The sequence below is a fragment of the Rhodanobacter sp. 7MK24 genome (genome assembly GCF_014842995.1).
Taxonomy (GTDB): Bacteria; Pseudomonadota; Gammaproteobacteria; order Xanthomonadales; family Rhodanobacteraceae; genus Rhodanobacter_A.
Genome location: NZ_JACYXL010000008.1, coordinates 41,386 through 59,308 on the forward strand (window position 1 = coordinate 41,386; position 17,923 = coordinate 59,308).

General features: G+C 66.1%; 22 protein-coding genes and 1 riboswitch. Of the genes, 8 read left to right on the forward strand and 14 right to left on the reverse strand.

Annotated features, from left to right (window positions below; genetic code table 11):
• Position 1 precedes the first annotated feature (1 nt).
• The 4 genes from IHE49_RS13080 to IHE49_RS13095 all read right to left on the reverse strand — a co-directional run bounded on the left by IHE49_RS13080 (position 2) and on the right by IHE49_RS13095 (position 3,038).
• Entirely contained in the window at positions 2-697 is a 696-nt protein-coding gene (locus IHE49_RS13080; RefSeq protein ID WP_192158589.1) for a hypothetical protein, read from the reverse strand.
• Between the two features lie 73 nt (positions 698-770).
• Entirely contained in the window at positions 771-1,472 is a 702-nt protein-coding gene (locus IHE49_RS13085; protein WP_192158591.1) for a hypothetical protein, read from the reverse strand.
• Positions 1,473-2,001: 529 nt separating this feature from the next.
• Positions 2,002-2,463 (reverse strand): hypothetical protein, encoded by a 462-nt coding sequence (locus tag IHE49_RS13090; RefSeq protein WP_192158593.1) that lies wholly within the window; start codon positions 2,461-2,463, stop codon positions 2,002-2,004.
• Entirely contained in the window at positions 2,460-3,038 is a 579-nt protein-coding gene (locus IHE49_RS13095) for a sigma-70 family RNA polymerase sigma factor (RefSeq protein WP_192158595.1), read from the reverse strand. Before IHE49_RS13095 ends, IHE49_RS13090 begins: the two co-directional genes overlap by 4 nt.
• Positions 3,039-3,157: 119 nt before the next feature.
• Between IHE49_RS13095 and IHE49_RS13100 the strand changes: the two genes are divergently transcribed.
• On the forward strand, positions 3,158-3,481 hold the full coding sequence (locus IHE49_RS13100) for a hypothetical protein (protein WP_192158597.1): 324 nt from the start codon (positions 3,158-3,160) through the stop codon (positions 3,479-3,481).
• A 70-nt stretch (positions 3,482-3,551) separates the two neighbouring features.
• On the opposite strand, the gene IHE49_RS13105 is transcribed toward IHE49_RS13100, so the two are convergent.
• From IHE49_RS13105 to IHE49_RS13120, 4 genes are all read right to left on the reverse strand, one after another.
• Positions 3,552-3,977, reverse strand: coding sequence for an organic hydroperoxide resistance protein (locus IHE49_RS13105; RefSeq protein ID WP_192158599.1), 426 nt, complete (start codon positions 3,975-3,977; stop codon positions 3,552-3,554).
• Positions 3,978-4,116: 139 nt separating this feature from the next.
• Positions 4,117-4,578, reverse strand: a complete 462-nt coding sequence (locus IHE49_RS13110) for a MarR family transcriptional regulator (protein ID WP_192158601.1) — start codon at positions 4,576-4,578, stop codon at positions 4,117-4,119.
• A 62-nt stretch (positions 4,579-4,640) separates the two neighbouring features.
• Positions 4,641-5,747, reverse strand: a complete 1,107-nt coding sequence (gene dinB / locus IHE49_RS13115; RefSeq protein ID WP_192158605.1) for a DNA polymerase IV — start codon at positions 5,745-5,747, stop codon at positions 4,641-4,643.
• Between the two features lie 87 nt (positions 5,748-5,834).
• A complete protein-coding gene (locus tag IHE49_RS13120; RefSeq protein ID WP_192158607.1) occupies positions 5,835-6,713 on the reverse strand; it encodes a hypothetical protein in 879 nt (292 codons plus the stop codon).
• Positions 6,714-6,726: 13 nt separating this feature from the next.
• Positions 6,727-6,803, reverse strand: a riboswitch (S-adenosyl-L-homocysteine riboswitch).
• Between the two features lie 136 nt (positions 6,804-6,939).
• Between IHE49_RS13120 and IHE49_RS13125 the strand changes: the two genes are divergently transcribed.
• Positions 6,940-7,692, forward strand: a complete 753-nt coding sequence (locus tag IHE49_RS13125; RefSeq protein WP_192158609.1) for a TMEM165/GDT1 family protein — start codon at positions 6,940-6,942, stop codon at positions 7,690-7,692.
• On the forward strand, positions 7,689-7,895 hold the full coding sequence (locus tag IHE49_RS13130) for a hypothetical protein (protein ID WP_192158611.1): 207 nt from the start codon (positions 7,689-7,691) through the stop codon (positions 7,893-7,895). The genes IHE49_RS13125 and IHE49_RS13130 overlap by 4 nt, the downstream gene beginning before the upstream one ends.
• A 20-nt stretch (positions 7,896-7,915) precedes the next feature.
• On the opposite strand, the gene IHE49_RS13135 is transcribed toward IHE49_RS13130, so the two are convergent.
• Entirely contained in the window at positions 7,916-8,245 is a 330-nt protein-coding gene (locus IHE49_RS13135) for a hypothetical protein (protein ID WP_192158612.1), read from the reverse strand.
• Between the two features lie 179 nt (positions 8,246-8,424).
• Here IHE49_RS13135 and IHE49_RS13140 point away from each other — a divergent pair, with 179 nt between their 5' ends.
• Complete coding sequence (locus tag IHE49_RS13140) at positions 8,425-9,228, forward strand: DUF6624 domain-containing protein (RefSeq protein ID WP_192158614.1); 804 nt, start codon at positions 8,425-8,427, stop codon at positions 9,226-9,228.
• A gap of 71 nt (positions 9,229-9,299) precedes the next feature.
• Here the strand turns inward: IHE49_RS13140 and IHE49_RS13145 are convergent, their stop codons facing one another.
• Positions 9,300-9,620 carry a hypothetical protein gene (locus tag IHE49_RS13145; RefSeq protein WP_192158616.1) on the reverse strand — a complete coding sequence of 107 codons (321 nt, stop codon included), beginning with the start codon at positions 9,618-9,620 and terminating at the stop codon, positions 9,300-9,302.
• A 111-nt stretch (positions 9,621-9,731) separates the two neighbouring features.
• Here IHE49_RS13145 and IHE49_RS13150 point away from each other — a divergent pair, with 111 nt between their 5' ends.
• The 4 genes from IHE49_RS13150 (at position 9,732) to ligB (ending at position 15,917) form a co-directional block, all read left to right on the forward strand.
• A complete protein-coding gene (locus IHE49_RS13150) occupies positions 9,732-11,057 on the forward strand; it encodes an amino acid permease (protein WP_192158617.1) in 1,326 nt (441 codons plus the stop codon).
• A gap of 133 nt (positions 11,058-11,190) precedes the next feature.
• On the forward strand, positions 11,191-13,308 hold the full coding sequence (locus tag IHE49_RS13155; RefSeq protein WP_192158619.1) for a beta-agarase: 2,118 nt from the start codon (positions 11,191-11,193) through the stop codon (positions 13,306-13,308).
• Between the two features lie 54 nt (positions 13,309-13,362).
• Entirely contained in the window at positions 13,363-14,139 is a 777-nt protein-coding gene (locus IHE49_RS13160) for an NRDE family protein (RefSeq protein WP_192158621.1), read from the forward strand.
• A 95-nt stretch (positions 14,140-14,234) separates the two neighbouring features.
• On the forward strand, positions 14,235-15,917 hold the full coding sequence (gene ligB / locus IHE49_RS13165) for an NAD-dependent DNA ligase LigB (protein ID WP_192158623.1): 1,683 nt from the start codon (positions 14,235-14,237) through the stop codon (positions 15,915-15,917).
• A gap of 32 nt (positions 15,918-15,949) precedes the next feature.
• Here ligB and IHE49_RS13170 read toward each other — a convergent pair whose 3' ends face one another.
• The 4 genes from IHE49_RS13170 to IHE49_RS13185 form a co-directional block, all read right to left on the reverse strand.
• Positions 15,950-16,351: a YchJ family metal-binding protein gene (locus IHE49_RS13170; RefSeq protein WP_192158625.1), complete on the reverse strand. Its 402-nt coding sequence runs from the start codon at positions 16,349-16,351 to the stop codon at positions 15,950-15,952.
• Between the two features lie 22 nt (positions 16,352-16,373).
• Positions 16,374-16,571 carry a hypothetical protein gene (locus tag IHE49_RS13175; RefSeq protein WP_192158627.1) on the reverse strand — a complete coding sequence of 66 codons (198 nt, stop codon included), beginning with the start codon at positions 16,569-16,571 and terminating at the stop codon, positions 16,374-16,376.
• An 89-nt stretch (positions 16,572-16,660) separates the two neighbouring features.
• Positions 16,661-17,239: an NnrU family protein gene (locus IHE49_RS13180; RefSeq protein ID WP_192158629.1), complete on the reverse strand. Its 579-nt coding sequence runs from the start codon at positions 17,237-17,239 to the stop codon at positions 16,661-16,663.
• A 53-nt stretch (positions 17,240-17,292) separates the two neighbouring features.
• On the reverse strand, positions 17,293-17,844 hold the full coding sequence (locus IHE49_RS13185) for a HutD family protein (RefSeq protein ID WP_192158630.1): 552 nt from the start codon (positions 17,842-17,844) through the stop codon (positions 17,293-17,295).
• Between the last annotated feature and the right edge of the window lie 79 nt (positions 17,845-17,923).

Below are 17,923 nucleotides of genomic sequence, written 5' to 3' on the forward strand. Positions count from 1 at the left end.
TTCAGGCGTGCCCGGCCTGCTGGACTGGCCCGTTGCCTGCGGGAGGCAGCGCCGCCTTGAGCGTGTCTTCGAAATGGCGCAGGTTCTGCGTGGTCTGGCCGAGGAGCGCACGCATCTGGCTGATGGTGTGCAGGAAGTCGCGGGGCTGCACCTCGCCGGTGTCCAGGTCGGCGATCGTATTGACCATGCCCGAGCCGTTCATGATGAGCGCGGTGTCCTCATTGAGCAAACTGACGGACTCGCGCTGGCTGGCATAGGCCACGGAATAGCGTTGCATGTGCTCGTGATCGATCCAGCTGGCGGATTGGTCCGCCACGGCCACGTCCCATGCCTCGTGGCGTAACTGCGGGAAGTTGAGGTCGAGGTCGAAGTTGTCCCGGGTCAGCGCCAGGATGTGCTGCCTGATCGTTTCGTCCGGCGTATGCGCCCGGAGGTCCGCGGCAATCGCATCGCGAATCGTGGCGAGTCGCTGCAGTTGGGCGGAATCCTGTTGCAGCGATTTCTCGGTCAGGTCGAGATTGGTGCGGATTTCCGCCTCAATCCGTGCGCTGGAAGCCGCGGCCGCATGCGCGCGGTGCGCATGCTCGATCCACGCCTCCAACCCCAGCGCGGTAAGGATGCTGAGCACGATCATCAGGTAGTGCTTGGCGAAATCCCTGGAGGACTCCAGCCGGGTGTTCTGGGGCTCGATATGCATGCGTTCTCCGGCGCGAGTTTGGTCGGTCGTGAAGCCTAGCGGATTACCAGGCCGGGTTTGCGTACCTGGCGAGCTAGGGGCTTGCGGCGTGCCCAGCTGCGGTGTCGTCATCAGCGTCCTTGCCGAGCGCGTAGAGAAGATGGCTTTCCAGTTGATGGAGATGCGATTGGGTTTCCATCGAGGTGTGCAACATTTGCCGCACGGTACTGATGAACTCCAGCGGGTCGACGGGCGCGCCTAGATCGACGCGCGTGTGCAACCGCTCCATGGCCGGTACGTCGAGCAGGGCGATACCGTCGTGCGAGACCCAGTCGGAGGTCTCGCGCAGATCGGCGTAGGCCCGCGAGTAGTGGCGTAGCCGGGCGTCATCGATCCAACTGGCGGATTGGTTGGCGACGGCTACGTCCCAGGATTGCGAAGCGAACGTCGGCCAGTTGATGCTGAGGCGGAAAGCATCCTTCTGCGCCTGGATATGCTGGTTGATCGCCGCGGCGGGCAGGTTGTCGCGTATATCGACGGTAAGGGTTTCGTCGAGGTGCTGTAGCGGGGCGATCAGCCCTTCGTTGGTCTTGATCGATTTGCGTATGTCGGCCAGGTTTGCCAGCAGCTCGGTGCGGATGTGCTGGCTGGCTTCCTCGGCTGCGCGGGCGTGGTGTGTGTGCTCGATCCACGCCTCCAGCCCCAGCGCGGTAAGGATGCTGAGCACGATCATCAGATAGTGCTTGGCGAAATCTCTGAAGGATCCCAGCCGGGTATTCGGCGGCTCGATGTGCATGCTCTCTCCGGCGCAGGTTCGGTCGTGGTGAAGCGTAGCGGATCGCTACTTCCGCAAGCGACCGGGCGGCTCTGATCTCATGCAAACAGCGCGGTCCTTTTCATTCGGCTGCCCAGGGTGATGGCAGCTGAAACAACGCCCGGGTCAGAGCATCGTCGAGGCACGATGCCGTAAGCCCCCTCAGTTCTCGGATGCGGCGCGCCATGGCCGTGTCGTCTATCGCACAGGTGAGTGTGGGCCAATGCCCTCGGGAATGCCTGTTTGTTGTTCCGGTGGATTGAGCACGGTCATTTCCCTTCTCCTGATCGTGGCGTCTCTGCCTTCGATCCTATGGACAGACCTTGCTGCCTGCCACCGCAACTGCGATGACATGGCTTGGCAAAGGGAGCGAATCCGGCCGTCCGCAGGCGGCCGAAGCGGCCTTGATTCCTTGCCAAAGGAAACGCCGAAGTTGACGCCCGCCCCCAACGACCGAGAGTCTGGGAGCACATCGCCGCCCAAAGGGAATGGCGAAAAGCCGGCCTGCCGATCAGCCCGCCAAACGCCGCCCCGGCCGCAATCCAAGCAGCCAGGTCGCAGCCACACATCCCCCCAGAGCCAGCAACCACTCCGTTGCAGACGAACTGGGCTGCGGCAGCAACAGACGGAACGCAGGCAGCCAGGCAGCGCCGTAGTCGGCAGTCACCACACCAGCCGCCACGACCAGCACGACGCCGAGCAGACCCATCAGGATGAACTCGGAACGCGAGTCCCCGATTTCGTCGCGAGCTGGCGCGGTGGCAACGCGTGCCGCCATCTGCTGCGCGAAGTCATCCGGCAATGCCGAAGGCAGCGGTTCGCGCAACGCGCGTGCCATCAGGCGGTAACGGCGCACGCGACCGTCGCCGTTGGACGGATCGAGGCCGAGGCGCTCCGCGCGCAGGGCACGTTCCTGCGCCTGCCATTCGCGCTCCTGCGCGGGATCGTCGAAAGGAGGGATGTCGTGATTCATGCCGCAACTCCTGTCCGGTTTTCCAGCGCCTCGCGCAAGCGCAGGCGTGAGCGGAACAAGTGGCTCTTGATGGTACCCCCGGCCAGCCCGGTGATGCGAGCGATCTCGGGAATGGGGAGTTCGTCCAGGTAATACAGCGTGAGCACGCTGCGCTGCACGGGCGGGAGCGCCTCGATGGCTTCGTGCAAGTGGCGCTGGGTTTCTTCGTCTGCGCAGGCGGCTTCGAGGTCGAAACCGTCGCCAATGTTTTCCAGCAGCGCGTCGCCCTCGTCGTCGACACTGGTTTCGACCAGCGGGATGCGCTTGTGTTGCAGGTGACGCAGGGCGATGGTCCAGGCCACGCGGCCTATCCACGATTTCAGTGCGCTCTCGCCGCGGTACTGATGCAGGCACTGGTGCACGCGCAGGAAGGTGTCCTGGCACAGCTCGCGCGCGTCCTCGGGGTTGCGCACCATGCGCTGGATGATGTGCCAGCACAGGCCCTGGTACTCGCGCACGAGGCGTTCGAACGCGCCGAGCCGGTTGGCCAGCACGGCTTCCGCCAGGGCGCGGTCGTTGGAGTGGGCGTCATCCATCACGCAAGGGATACATGCAGGTGCAGAACGGTTGCAGCGTGCCGAATGCAACCGTTGGCTGCTGGCCGGTATCCATGTCTCCGAAAGCCGTCATTTCATCCATCTGCCTGGAGCTGCCCATGCCTTCTGAACTGATTCCGATTTCGCTGTTCGTCTGTATCGCCTACGCCATCAAGGTATGCGTGGATGCGATGGTGCGCAAACGTATGGTGGCCACGGGCGGTTCGGCCGACCTGGTCGCCTCGGTGCTGCGCGACGAGGAACTGCGCCGTCGCCATTCCTCGCTGCGCTGGGGCATCGTGCTGCTGTCGGTGGCGCTGGGCTTCGGCTTGATCCAGTGGTTTGGCTGGGAGGAAGTCACGCCGGGGCTGGTTGCCGTGCTGGCGGGTGCCACCGGGCTCGGCAACCTGGTGTTCTTCATGGTGTCGCGCAGGCTGGGTTGAAGTCCGATAGGAACGAAGCCCGGGACTGGCCCGGGCTTCGTTCGTTTGCGCGGTGGCTGACGCTGCTGGTTCAGGCAACGACCAGCGACACGTCGATGTTGCCGCGGGTGGCGTTGGAATAGGGGCAGACGATGTGGGCCTTTTGCACCAGCGCCTCCACTTCCTCGCGTGGCATGCCGGGCACGTGGATCTTCAGTTCGACCTCGATACCGAAACCGGTGGAGATCTGGCCGATGCCGACCGTGCCTTCGATGCTGGTGTCGGCGGGCAACACGCGCTTGTCCTGGCCGGCGACGAATTTCATCGCGCCGAGAAAGCAGGCCGAATAGCCGGCCGCGAACAACTGCTCGGGGTTGGTGCCGGCGGCGCCGTTGCCGCCGAGCTCCTTCGGCACGGTCAGCTTGACGTCGAGCACGCCGTCGGAGGAAGTGGCGTGGCCGTCGCGGCCGCCGGTGGCCTTGGCATGGGCGCGGTACAGGACTTTTTCGATGGACATGGTGGTTGCCTCTCGGGTGGGTGGCTGTGTCAGCCTGGGGGATGGTGGGGGAGCGTCTGGCGTGCTCAGAGTCAAAGTTCGAGCGTTATTGAATAGCGCGCTACTTAAGTGGGCGATAAAATTCTGGCGGTGATCGTTTTCAGGAGTCGGTGGACAGGTGGGAACGGAGTCGGTCGAGATCGCGCTTGAGGCTGCGCAGTTCGTCCACCTCGCAACCAGCGGCGCACAACACTTCGTTCGGCACGGCGTTGGCGCGCTTCTTCAGCGCACGGCCTTCGGCAGTAAGGGTGATCACCACCTGACGCTCATCCTCGGCCGAACGGGCACGGTCGAGCAAGCCGGCGGCTTGCAGGCGCTTGAGCAGGGGCGTGAGCGTGGCCGAGTCCAAGTATAGCCGTTCGCCGATCTCCGACACGGTCAGGCCGTCGTGCTCCCACAGCACCAGCATCACCAGGTACTGCGGGTAGGTGAGCTCCAATGCATGCAGCAGCTTGCGGTAGAGCTTGCCCATCGCCAGGTTTGCCGCATACAGCGCAAAGCACACCTGCTGATCGAGGAGCAGGGGCGAATTGGCTTGGGCGGTGGTCTGGCGAGTGCTCATGGCTGCAGTATATATAGCGCGCTATTTAATAGCAAGATAAATATTCCGGCGAATGAGGGCGGTCAGTCGGCCATCTCGTCCCTGATGCCATCGAACAGGTCGCGCTGTACGGCATAGTTGTCGACATCGACAAAGCCCGACAAGCCCACGCCGACGAGGCGGTAGCGGCTGTCGGCGGAGTGCTCCACGCGGGTACGCAGGGCACATGCCATGTCGGCCAGTTCGCGTTCGGATTCCGGTCTTTGCGCGGGAGTGAGGCTGCGGGTGAGGGTGTGAAAGTCCGCAGTCTTCAGCTTCAGCACGACGGTGCGTGCGATGCGCCCGTCTTGCGCTTCGCGCTGGTGCGCGGCCCAGGCCTTTTCTGCAAGGCGGCGGATGTGCGGTTCCAGCTCGTCCAGGGTGAGGTCACGCTCGAAGGTGTCCTCCGCAGATACCTGCAAGGTGGGGCGGCCGGGCGTCACCGGGTGATCGTCGATGCCCAGCGACAACTCATGCAGGCGTCGCCCCCAGCGGCCGAAGCGCTGCTCCAGCTCTTCCGCCGCGAATGCTCGCAGGTCGCCCACGGTGGCCAGACCCAATGCGGTCAGCTTGCCTTCCATCACCTTGCCCACGCCCGGCAGGCGGCCGATCGGCAACGGAGCGAGGAAATCCAGCACGTCGCGTGGGCGCACCACGAACAGGCCATCGGGCTTGCGGAAGTCCGAGGCGATCTTGGCGAGGAACTTGTTCGGCGCCACGCCGGCGGAGGCGGTGAGCTGCGTTTCCTCGCGAATCGCCGCGCGGATCGCCTCGGCGGTGGCGGTGGCCGAGGGCAGGCCGGTTCGGGTCTCGGTGACGTCGAGGTAGGCCTCGTCCAGCGAGAGCGGCTCGATCAAGTCGGTATGCCGCGCGAAGATCTCGCGCACCTGCCGCGACACCGCCTTGTAGCGCGTGAAGTCCGGCGGCACGAAGACAGCCTGCGGACACAGCCGTTCCGCGCGTACCGCCGGCATCGCCGAGCGCACGCCGAACTTGCGTGCCTCGTAGCTGGCCGCACACACCACCGAGCGCGCGCCCCTCCATGCGACCACGACGGGCAGGCCGCGCAGCGAAGGGTCGTCGCGCTGCTCCACCGACGCGTAGAACGCATCCATGTCGACGTGGAGGATTTTGCGCGGCGGGGTGGGCACGGTGGGATTCTAGAGAAGGTTCGATCAATCGGCCTTTTTGCACGTCATCCCGGCCTTTGTCGGGATGACGTGCAAAGCGGTGGTTCTCTAGGCGTTCGCGATACTTGTCAACCGTGCGACGAGCCGCTCCGCATAGCTTTCCGCCGCATCGGGTCGTATCGCGAGATGCAGGAACGGTTCGATCAACTCGGCCTCCATCAGCAGGAAGCGCCCGTCGCACATCACGCCATCGATGCGTGCATAGGCCGGGTTGGCGTGGCCGGCACGTTCCACGGCAGCCAGCACGGCCTGCGCCGCGGCGAGTGCCGGCGCGGGCGCTTCGGCCAGTTCCGCGCTGCCGCCGTGTTCGCCCTGCACGCGATAGTCGCCGGCCTTCGGCAACTTGCGCACGGCGTGGCTGAAGACGCTGTCGAAGAACAGCAGCGACCATTCGCCGTCGCGCTGGATTTCCGCCACGAACGGCTGCACCAGCCAGTCGCCGGCGGGCAGCGCGGCGAGGGCCTGCGCGAACGCCGGATCCCCCGCAACGCCGCGCAAGGTGCGCCACGCGCCGCCGCTCACGGCCGGCTTCACCACCACGTCCTGCCCGTGCAGGGTTTGCAGCGCCGCCGGCAATTCCGCCGTGTCTGCGAGGCGCGTCGGAATGACATCCACGCCGACTTGCGCCAGTTCTAGCAGGTAACGCTTGTCGCTGTTCCAGCGCAGCAGGCGGCTGTCATTGACGGTGGGAACGCCCAGCGCGTCGAGCTGATCCAGCCAGCGCAGGAACTGCGGATAGAGTCGAAAGTAATCCCACACACTGCGGATCAGGACGGCGTCGAAACGCGACCAGTCCACGTCCGGGTCGCTCCATATGCAGGGTACGGGCTGCACGCCGAGGCGGGTGAGTGTGGCGACGAAATGCGCGTCGTCGGGATGGACGCCGGCATGCGTGGCGTCGGTGGCAAGGGCTAGCTGGATGGACATGTGGACGCTCTCGAAAGTAAGGGCGCCCTTGTCGATAAGGATCGCGTGCCGAGCGTGGCGGATGGCTCCGTCGCAGCACCCCTCGGCGCGGACTGCGCGGCGCGGATGCCAACGCAACAGGGTCGCATCGCAGGGCGATGCATGGCGCCTATTTTTTTACCGCGCTGGGCAGCTGTCAATCGGGCGTATGCTGGTTTCCTGTATCCGTTGATGCCCTGGAGCCTTCATGCCGCTCGACATGATCCATGCCGGGCCTTCGATGCTCGCCGCCTTCCTTGCTTCGCTGGTGGAATGCGTGGAAGCCTTGACCGTGGTGCTGGCAGTAGGCGCGGTGCGCGGCTGGCGCAGTGCGCTGGCAGGCAGTGCGTCGGGCTTGCTGGCGCTGCTTCTGCTGGTCGTGGCATTGGGCCACGCGCTCACCCGCATCCCGCTGCAGAAATTGCAAATGGTGGTAGGCGCCCTGCTGCTGCTGTTCGGCATGCGCTGGTTGCGCAAGGCCGTGCTGCGCGCGGCGGGGGTGATCGCGCTGCACGACGAGACGGCGATCTACGAACGCGCGGCGCAGGCGCTGCGCGGCCAGGGCGCCGCTGCACACGCGTGGGACAGGCTGGCCTTCGCGACAGCTTTCAAGATCACCGTGCTCGAAGGCATCGAGGTGGTGTTCATCGTGCTCGCCATCGGCGCCGGTCGTCCCGGCCTCATGTGGCCGGCCAGTCTCGGTGCGCTGGCAGCGTTGATGGTGGTGGTGGCGTTGGGCGTGGTGGTGCACAAGCCGCTGGCGCGCGTGCCGGAAAACACCTTGAAGTTCGCAGTGGGCGTGCTGCTGTCTGCGTTCGGCACGTACTGGGCGGGCGAGGGAATGGGCTATGCGTGGCCGGGTGCTGACGGCGCCATTCCGTTGCTGGTATGCGTTTTCCTCGCAGTGGCGATGCTGTGCGTGGCCCGGTGTCGGCGCGTGGCAGGGGGAGTCGCTCAATGAGCTGGTTGCGTACGATCGCAAGCGAACTCTGGGGCTTGTTCGTCGACGACGGGCGCTATGCATTCACCATCGTGGCCTGGCTGCTGCTGGCGTGGCTGGTGTTGCCGCTGTTGCAGCTTGGCGACGATTGGAACGCGCTGGTGTTCGCGGCCGGCCTGCTCGCGATCCTGGTCGAGAGCGTGTTGCGCCGCGCGCGACCGTGAGTTGCGCGCGGCGCCGGGTTCTAGCTGGCGTCGTCCCAGAACACCTCGACCGCATCGGGGTTCATGAACCCCCATATGGGCGTGCCCAGCCGCACGAGGCCGTTGCGGATGCGATGGGTGGTTTCGTCGTAGGCCGAGATGCGATAGATCATCTGGTACTTCGAAGTGGTGAACCACATCGACAACGGCACGGACAGCCAGAAGGTGCTGGATTTTGCATGCAGGATGCGCAGGCCGTTGGCGCCGGCCCAGTCCTGCAACAGGGCCTTGGCGTTCTGCAAATGGCGCCAGCTCAGCCAGATCGCCACGGCGATCAACAGCACGAGCAGCAACGGTGTGGTTCTGGTCATCTTGCCTCCATGAATTCCCTATGCGCAGCGTGAGCCGTGTTGCGCGGTTGCGCAAGCCATCCTGTCCGTGCTGGCCACGCTTCCATCCGCCTGTGCCGTTCTGCCGCACGGCAGGAGGGCACAGCAATGAACTCGTTCTGCACGACGCTGTCGGAACGTCTGGTGCGTTTGGCCGTCACATGCCGGTCTTTGCCATTGGGTGTTTGTCCCCGGCATGCCAATGCTGTTCGCGGGTCGGACAATTTGCCAGCAGAGGGAGTACGCAGATGCGAAAGTCGTGGGCAGTGGCCACGGTGGTGGCGTTGATGGTGTCGGGCGGACCGGCGACGGCGCAGGCAGGAGATGACTGGGATGCGCAGATGGCCAAGCAATGCCCGGATATGGTGGCGTGGATGCATGCGAAGGAAGCCGAGGTCACTGCGGATCGAAAGGCGCATCCCCTGGGCAAGCCCAGTGAACCGGAATTGCGTGCCGGGTTGTTGAAGATGGGCGATGCCGATCAGAAAGCGCGCAATGCAGTCATTGCCGACGGATACAAGCATCAGGAACTGGCAAAGACGGTGCTCGCTGTCGATGCCCGCAATCTCCCGCGCATCAAGCAGATCGATACCGTGCAGGGATTCCCCACGCCGGTCCAGGTGGGTAACGACGGCGTACAGGCGGCTTTCATACTGGTGCAGCATGCCGACCGCGATCCGGCCTTTCAGGCGCACGTGCTCGACGAATTGAAATCGCGGCCTGACCAGGGTGGTGTCGGTGCACAGGATTACGCCCTGCTCACGGATCGTGTGTTGCTGGCGCAGCACAAGTTGCAGCGCTATGGCACGCAGTTCACGGCGACGGACGGCAAGACGCAAATGCAGCCGAGGCCCATGGAAGACCCGGCCAACGCGGACAAGCGCCGTACCGCCATCGGCCTGCCGCCGTTGGCGGACTATGCGTGCATGCTGGGGGTGACGTATCGAGTGCCGGCAAAGTCTTGAGCGACGCCGGTGCTGCCTTGAACGGAGCGATGCAGCGTCGCGCGGCGCGTGATGCGCTGGACAGGAAACGCTTACGCCTCGTCGTCCCAGCGCACATCGATGGCATCGCCGTCCACCGTGCCCCAGAACGTGCCCAGTCGTATCCAGGCGTGGCGGATGCGATGAGTGGATTCGTCGAGCACTTCCACATGGTAGAGGCTCTGGGCCCTTGATGAGGTAAACCACAGCGACAGCGGTGGGACGCCAGTCCGCTTCGTGCTCAGGATGAGCAGCTTGTTGGCGCGTGCCCAGTCTTGCAGCAGGGACTGCACGGCGCGGTAATGCTGCCATCCCCAGTAGCTGGCTATAACGGCGCCAACCGTGGCCAGCAGCAGCGGTGTGGGATGGGTCATGGCGTTCGATTTCCCCCGGAGCTCGGGATAGGGTGCGCTGGCCAGGCAGGCCGTGCGGGCCATGGCGTGGCGGGGCTGGTGGAAGTGCCGGCACAATGGCAAGGTTGCCGGATGACGAACGAAACCAGCTCCCCTGCCTACCTGCGCCGGCTCGGCGTGTGGGACGGCGCGATGATCGTGGTCGGCGGCGTGATCGGCGCCGGTATCTTCCGCACGCCGGCCACGGTGGCGGAACGCACGGCTTCCGGCCTGCCGTTGCTGGCGGTGTGGGTGCTGGGCGGCCTGCTCACGCTCACCGGAGTGCTGTGCTACGCGGAGCTGGGTTCGCGGCGGCCGCACGCGGGTGGCATCTACCTCTACATCCGCGAAGCCTTCGGTTCGCTGCCGGGCTTCTTGTTCGGCTGGGCGATGGCGCTGATCAACTACCCCGGCAGCGTGGCCGCGGTGGCCACCACTTTCGCCGATTATTTCTGCAAGGCGCTCGACCTGCCGTTGCCGTGGGTGAAGCCGGTGGGCGTGGCCGCAATCGTGTTCATCGTGGGAGTGAACCTCACTGGTATCCGCGCCGGCGCGATGATGCAGAACATCTTCGCGGTGCTGAAGCTCGCCGCCATCGCGATGCTGGTGGCGGTGGGGCTGGCGCTGGCGCACGGCCATCTCGGCGGCGTGCTGGCGAACGACGCCACGCATCCCGTATCCGGCGGAGCCTTCGTGGGTGCGTTGCTGCCGGTGCTGTTCACCTACGGCGGCTTCCATTATTTGAACGACCTTGCCGGAGAGGTGCGCGACCCGCAGCGGACGCTGCCGCGCGCCCTGCTGCTCGGCATGCTGGGCGTAGTGCTGGCTTATGTGCTGGCGAACGTGGCCTACCTCACCGGCCTGGGTCACGCGGGACTGGCCAGCAGCTCCGCGCCCGCGGCCGACCTGATGCGGCGGCTGTTCGGTGAGACCGGCGCCAAGGTGATGGCGGTCGGCATCGCCTGCTCCACCTTCGGCTATTGCAGCATCGCCATCGCCGGCGGTGCGCGCGTGATGCAGACCATGGGTGCCGACGGCATGCTGTTCCGCGCGGTGGGTTACATCGACCCGCGCACGCGCACACCGCAGGTGGCGCTGGTGGCGCTGGGCGCGTGGACGGTGGTGCTGGTGCTGTGGGGCAACTTCGGTCAGCTGGTGGACTACACCGCCGTGGGCGAGTGGCTGGGCCACGCCGTCGGCATCGGCACGCTGTTCTGGTACCGCTGGAAGTTCGTGGACGAACCGGCGCCGTACCGCGTGCCGCTGTTCCCGCTGATGCCGCTGGTGTTCGTGCTCACTGTGACCGGGGTGATCGTCGCCACTGCGATTTCCTCGCCGCGCGATGCGGGCATGAGCCTGCTCATCATCGCGTTGGGCGCACCGGTGTATTGGCTGTGGCAGCGGTGGCAGCGGCGTTGAAAATGCACGCCGCTTGCTGCGTGCGTAGATCCAACGGCCGCTACCAAAGAGTCGTTTGGATCATGCCTGCCGACGCAAGCCGTTCCAGGTGCGAAAGGATCGACAACACACGAACCATGCGGGGTAGACGTGCATGAAACGAGCCTGGCTGCTTGCCGTCGCGACCTTGTTTGCCGCCCCCCTGATGGCGACGGAAGTGGCCGACATGACGGCGGCCTCGGCGCACCTAGACCTGCAGCACGTCACGCGCATCGCAGCGCCGGAAACCGCGCAGGACGGCGTGAGGCAGCAGCGCTACACCTTCCAACCTGCCGTGCAGCCGCAGATCACGGTGATGCCCGCGCAAGGCACGTGGAACTGGCAAGGGCAGGGCGAGTTGCACCTGCGTGTGCAGAACGCGATGCCGTGGGCGGTCACGCTGGCAATCGACATCGAAGGCGCGGATGCGGGATCGCACCTGCACGCCGTAGTGGCTTTGCCCGCGGGACCTGCGCAGATTTTGGCGGTTCCGCTGCGGGCGTCGTCGCCCTTGGCCTTCGGCATGCAGGTGGGTCCGACCAGGCCGTTCGAGGACGGTGGCCGGCGCATGCTGGTGGCGACCGTGGTGGAGGGGACACTGGATCTTTCCGCCGTGCGTGACGTACGGCTCTCCATGCCTGCGCCGCAAGCGGCGCAGTCCATCCTGCTTGGCCAACTGGACGTGGTGGCGGACGAACCCGTTCTGCACGAGGCCTATACGGGCATCGTGGATCGCTACGGCCAGTACACGCGCGGGGACTGGCCGGAGAAGGTCGCCGACGATGCCACGCTGCGCGCCGCCGTGGTGCGGGTGCCGCCTGTTGCACCGGCCGGCGGCGAGGACCGCTATGGCGGAAGTCCGGGCATCCATCTGCAGGCGACGGGCTGGTTCCATGTGCAGAAGGCCAAGGGTCGATGGTGGCTGGTCACGCCGGAGGGCAACGGCTTCTTCTCGCTGGGCGTGAACACGGTGAGGAGCGATGACGTCCGCACCTACGTGCAGGGCCGCGAGTCCATGTTCCGCGACCTGCCGCCGGACAGTGGCGCGTGGGCCGCGTTCTACGGTACGGGCGACAACCGCAACGCGGAGCAGGGCGCGGGCGCCGGCCGCTGCTGCAACCATGGCCGCTGGTTCGATTTCTACGCCGCCAACCTGTATCGGGTGGATGGCCGGGACTGGCTCGCCGCATGGCGCATGCGCACCCTGGCGCGCCTGCACGCCTGGGGCTTCAACACGATCGCCAACTGGAGCGACCCCGAGCTGGATGCGATGCACCAGTTGCCGTACACGCGCTCGATGGACATCCGGGGCGACTTCGGCAACGTCGCCACCGGCTACGACTGGTGGGGACGCATGCCCGATCCCTTCGACCCGCGCTTTGGGCAGGCGGCCGACACGGCGGCGGCCAGGGCCGCACAGGGCGTGCGCGACGACCCGTGGCTGCTGGGCTACTTCGCCGACAACGAATTGTCGTGGGCCGCGCCCGGCCCGAACGGCCGCTGGGCGCTGGCCGTCGGCACGCTGCACGGCGAGGCGCGCAGTGCGGCCAGGCAGGCCTTCGTTGCGGATCTGAAACGCGAGTACGGCACGCCGGACAAGCTCGCGAAGGCATGGGGCATCGCGCTGGCTTCATGGGGTGCACTGGATGCCGGCAATTTTCCCGCGCCAGAGCCGGACGAGGCGCATCCCGCCATCGCCGCCGACTACAGCGCATGGCTGCGCCGCTACGCCGCGCAGTACTTCCGCATCGTGGCCGCCGCGATCCATCGCCACGATCCGCACCATCTGTATCTCGGCAGCCGCTTCGCAGTCAGCACGCCCGAGGCCATCGAGGTCTGTGCCCGGTACTGCGACGTGGTTAGTTTCAACGTCTACGCCGACGTACCGGAGCACGGTTTCGATGCGGCGGCGATGCACAAGCTCGACAAGCCCGTCATCATTTCCGAATTCCATTTCGGCTCAAACGATCGCGGCCCGTTCGGCCAGGGCGTGGTGTCGGTGGAGAGCGAGGGACAGCGTGGAGCGGCCTACGCACGCTACCTGCAAGCGGCCGCGGCAGATCCCGACATCGTGGGCACGCACTGGTTCGAATACGTGGACGAGCCGGTGACCGGTCGCCTGCTTGACGGCGAGAACGGGCACTTCGGCCTGGTCGGCATCACCGATATCCCCTTTGCGGGTTTCGTCGAGGCGGTGCACAAGGCGAACGCGGAGTGGCGACGAAGGCCGTGATACGGCCGCTGTCGGCGGGGTTATGCTGGCGGACCGATTTCTCCGGAGCAACCCATGTGCTTGATCGCATTCGCCTGGCAGGCGCATCCGCGCTGGCGGCTGGTGCTGGCTGGCAATCGCGACGAGTTCCATGCGCGACCCAGCGCGGAACTGGCGCGCTGGGCGGATTTGCCCATCGCCGCCGGGCGCGATCTCGAAGCGGGAGGCACGTGGCTGGGCGTGACCGATGCCGGTCGTTGCTGCGTGGTCACCAACGTGCGTGATCCGCGCGATCCGCAACGTGGTGCCTCGCGTGGCCTGCTCGCCACGGACTACCTCGCGGGCGCGGCGGATGCGACAGCGCATGCGCGGGAGCTGCTGGTTTCTGCAGCGGACTATCGGCCGTTCAACCTGCTCACCTTCGATGCACGTGCCGCGTTCTATCTCGGCAACCGCCCGGAGCCTCGCGCCGAGGCGGTGGGGCCGGGCGTGCATGGCCTGTCCAACGCCGACTTCAACACGCCATGGCCGAAGACGCGTGCATTGATGACACGCTTGCAAACATGGCTGGTCGCGAGCCCGGACGAAGATTTCGCGCCGCTGTTCGCCGCGCTCGCCGACGAGCAGCAGGCGCCCGACGCGGAATTGCCGGATACCGGCGTGGGTCTGGAGCGCGAGCGCTGGCTTTCCAGTGCTTTCATTCGCGGCGAGCACTACGGCACGCGTGCGAGCACAGTGGTGGCGATCGGCCACGATGGACTGGGCGTGATCGTCGAGCGTCGCTTCGGGCCCGAAGGCCGCTTCCTCGGCGAAAGCCGATTGGGCATCGGTCCACATGCCGCCACGGACTGAGGCGCCACGCCTACACCGCACAGCGTGCCCCGCTGTCTGACCTTGCGCGCCGCGGCGATTAGCGTCGTTGCTCCCGTCACGACTGGAGCGCACGCATGCACCGGGCTTGCCTGTTGTTGATCCTGGGCGCGTCGTCCATTGCCACGGCGCACGCAAACGATTGTCCCGACTGGCCGCCGGAACAGGCGCGCAAGGAGATGTCCGCGCTGCGTGAACGATTGGACGGCTGGAACCACGCCTACCGCGTGGAGGGCGCCTCGACAGTGAGCGATGCCGTGTATGACCAGGCCGAGGAGCAGCTTGCGGCGTGGCGGCAATGCTTTCCCATGCAGGCGCCGGCGCCGTTGGCGCATCTGGCCGATGATGGCGGACGCGTGTTGTCGCCGGTGGCACAGACCGGTCTGGCCAAGCTGCCGGACGAGGCCGCGGTAACCGCATGGATGCAGGCGCGCGGCAATCGCGACCTGTGGGTCCAGCCCAAGGCCGATGGCGTGGCGGTGACGTTGGTTTATGTGGATGGTCGGCTGCGACAGGCCAGCAGCCGCGGCGACGGTCTGCACGGTTCGGACTGGACCGCGTTGGCGCAGTCGATCGATGCGATCCCCAAGCGCCTGTCGAACGCGCTGGCACGCATAGTCGTGCAGGGTGAACTGGTCTGGCGCTTGCCCAGCCACGTGCAAGCCGACGCGGGCGGCGTCAATGCGCGTTCGGCAGTGGCCGGCGCATTGGCGCGCAACACGCTGGATGAAGCGACGGCCGCGAAGATCGGCCTGTTCGTCTGGGACTGGCCCAGCGGTCCGGCCGACATGCCGTCGCGGCTTGCCGGGCTGCGCGCGATGGGTTTCGCCGACAGCGTAGCGCTCACGCAGCCGGTATCCGGGATCGCCGAAGTGCGGCGCTGGCGCGATCAGTGGTACCGCCACGCATTGCCGTTCGCCGCCGACGGCACCGTGTTGCGCCAAGGCCATCGGCCGCCTGCCGACATGTGGAAGGCCAGTCCGCCGGACTGGGCGGTGGCATGGAAGTATCCCGCCGCCACCGCCTTGGCGGAGGTGCGCGCGGTGACGTTCACCGTCGGGCGCAGCGGTCGCGTCACGCCGGTGTTGGAAATCGCACTGGTGCAACTCGACGATCACCGCGTGCAGCGCGTGAGCATAGGTTCGCTCGCGCGCTGGCGCGAGCTCGACATCCGCCCGGGCGACCGGGTCGAGCTTGCGTTGGCGGGGCTGACCATTCCACGCCTGCAATCGGTGGCGTGGCGCGCGGCGCAGCGTGTCGAAGTGGATGTGCCCGACCCCGCGGATCACGGTCCGCTCACCTGCTGGCATTCCACGCCCGGTTGCGAGGCTCAGTTCCAGTCACGACTCGTTTGGCTGGGCGGCAAGCAGGGCTTGCGGCTGCATGGCGTCAATGCGGGCACGTGGCAGGCGTTGACGAACGCCGGCCTGGTCCACGGCCTGCTGGACTGGTTGAAGCTTGCGCCTGCACAACTCGCGGCAGTGCCGATGCTGGGCGAAGGCAGGGGCACCACCCTGGCGAAGGCGTTCGCCGATGCGCGCCAGCGGTCATTCGACGATTGGCTGCAAGCTCTGGGCGTGCCGGACGATGCCGTGAATGCAGGTGAAGATTGGGCGGCCCTGGTTGCCCGGGGCGAGGAAGGTTGGCGTGTTCATGGCGCCAGCGCGTCACGCGCCCGACAGCTCGCGGCCTTCTTTGCGCACCCTGATGTGCGTGCACTGGCGGCACAGTTGCGCGCGGTCGGTGTGCAGGGGTTTTAGAGCTTGCCCATGCCCCAGGCGCAAAGGCGTGCTTACAACAGCTCCCCGTCCACGTAATACCAGCGTCCGGCCTCGCGTACGAAGCGGCTGATTTCATGCTGGCGCTGGGCGCGGCCGCCGCCCAGGCGGTAGCGGGCCACGAATTCCACCGTGGCGTGATCTGCGTCGATGCGTTGCTCGTTGCCCACGTCCAGGCCAAGCCAGGTCGGCGCGGGTTGCTGCGCGGCGAGCCGCAACGAAGCGGGGCGGGTGTCGGCGTGCCAGGTGGCCAGCAGGTAATCCTCGCGCTTGAGCACGTAGGCGCTGTAGCGCGAACGCATCAGTTGCGCGGCGCTGGTGGCTACCGCACCGCCGTCGTGCAACGGACCGCAACAGAAGGCATAGCCGGCGGGATCGCCGCAAGGGCAGGGCGTGAGCGTGTCGATCGCTTTCATGCCGCGGCGGGCGGCGTATCGGTCAGGCTGGCCTGCCGCGCAGCACGCGGGCGGGCAGCATCAGGATCGCACCGAGGAAGGAGAAAACCGCGCTCACGGTGATGCCGACCAGCCGGAACGGCAGGCAGATCAGCCACACGATGGGGTACAGCACCAGCGCCAGCAGCGCGAGCGGCCAGCAGAAAACCAGCAGCAACAGCCAGAGCAGGAAGGCGGCCATGACATGACCTCGCGGAGGAATGGATGGACAAACTTTAGCGCGGATCTGCAGTGCCTGCGCAGTGTCTTTCGGCACCCAGGCAAGTGCATTTACATCACCGGCTTCACGCCGATCAGCAGCGCATGCAGCCAGAACGCGAACAGCGCCCAGAGCACCACGCCTGCCACGACGGCGGTGGCGGTGCCTTTTAGCGTGCCGGGCGGATAGATTGTGCCCTCGCGGCGATCACGCCGGCGCGAGGCGGCGAACAGCACCACGGCCCACAGCAGGAAGGCGCCGAACAGCACCACGTCGTGCAGCATGCCGGTGGCGAGCAGATGGCCGAACGCCCACGTCTTCACTGCCAGTACCTGCGGATGGTGCAGCCGCGCCTTGATGCCGTTGCGCGGCACCCGCGCCGCGGCGAGCAGCACGAAGGCCACCAGGGTGAACAGCGCGTTGAGCCGCATCAGCCACGCCGGCGGCGAATACAGCAGCACCGGTTCGTGCCGTGCCAGTCCGAAGCCCCAGCAGATCAGCACGAAGCCGACCAGCGAGACCAGTGCGTACATGCCCTTCCAGCGTTTCTGGCCCAATCGGGCGATCTGCCGGGCACGCCAGCCGTCGGCAAAGATGCGCAGCGAATGCATGCCGAGAAACAGGACGAGACCGAGGATCAGCACAGACATGGCGGGCGGCTCCGCAGATTGGTGTTGTGAAGTATAGGCAACTCAGGGTGACATCACGGATGCAACTCGACGCGCACCGCCAGGGCCAATGCACCCTCCTGCAGTACCAACGCACCGCTGCCGGGACGCCATGCGTCGCCCGTGTGCAGCAGGCCTTCGTCGGTATCGATGGTTCCCTGGGCGCAGTACACCAACGCGATGGAAGCGTCGGGTTGCCGTGTGCCGGCGCTTCGCCAGGTCTCGATGCCGCCGCGCACGCGACCACGGCGCAGCATCAGATTGAAATCCCGGCTGGGTCCGCCGGCCAGAGCGATGTCGACGCCCGTCTCGCCGGCAAACGCGAACGGCACGCACGGGGTGGTAAGCGAATGGTGGCGACCGTCCCCCATCTTCATCGTGAAGCCCTCGCCATCAAGCAAGGCGATGACGCGGTCGATGCCTGGGAATGGGGAAAACGGTGCGGCGTTTTCCACTTCGGCGATGCTCACGCGCCACTGGAAATCGTCCATGGTCGCGGTGGCGGGATGGATGACCAGTTCACGGGTGCGGCCCATGCCGTTCTTCCAAGGTTTGGCCGGGGAATCGGCGAGTCTGGTGATGGACATGGCTTAGGTGTGGCTTGGCGGGTTTGTGTGAGTCGCGCATGGTAGTCATGCATTTGGCAAGGATTGTCGCAGGCTAGAG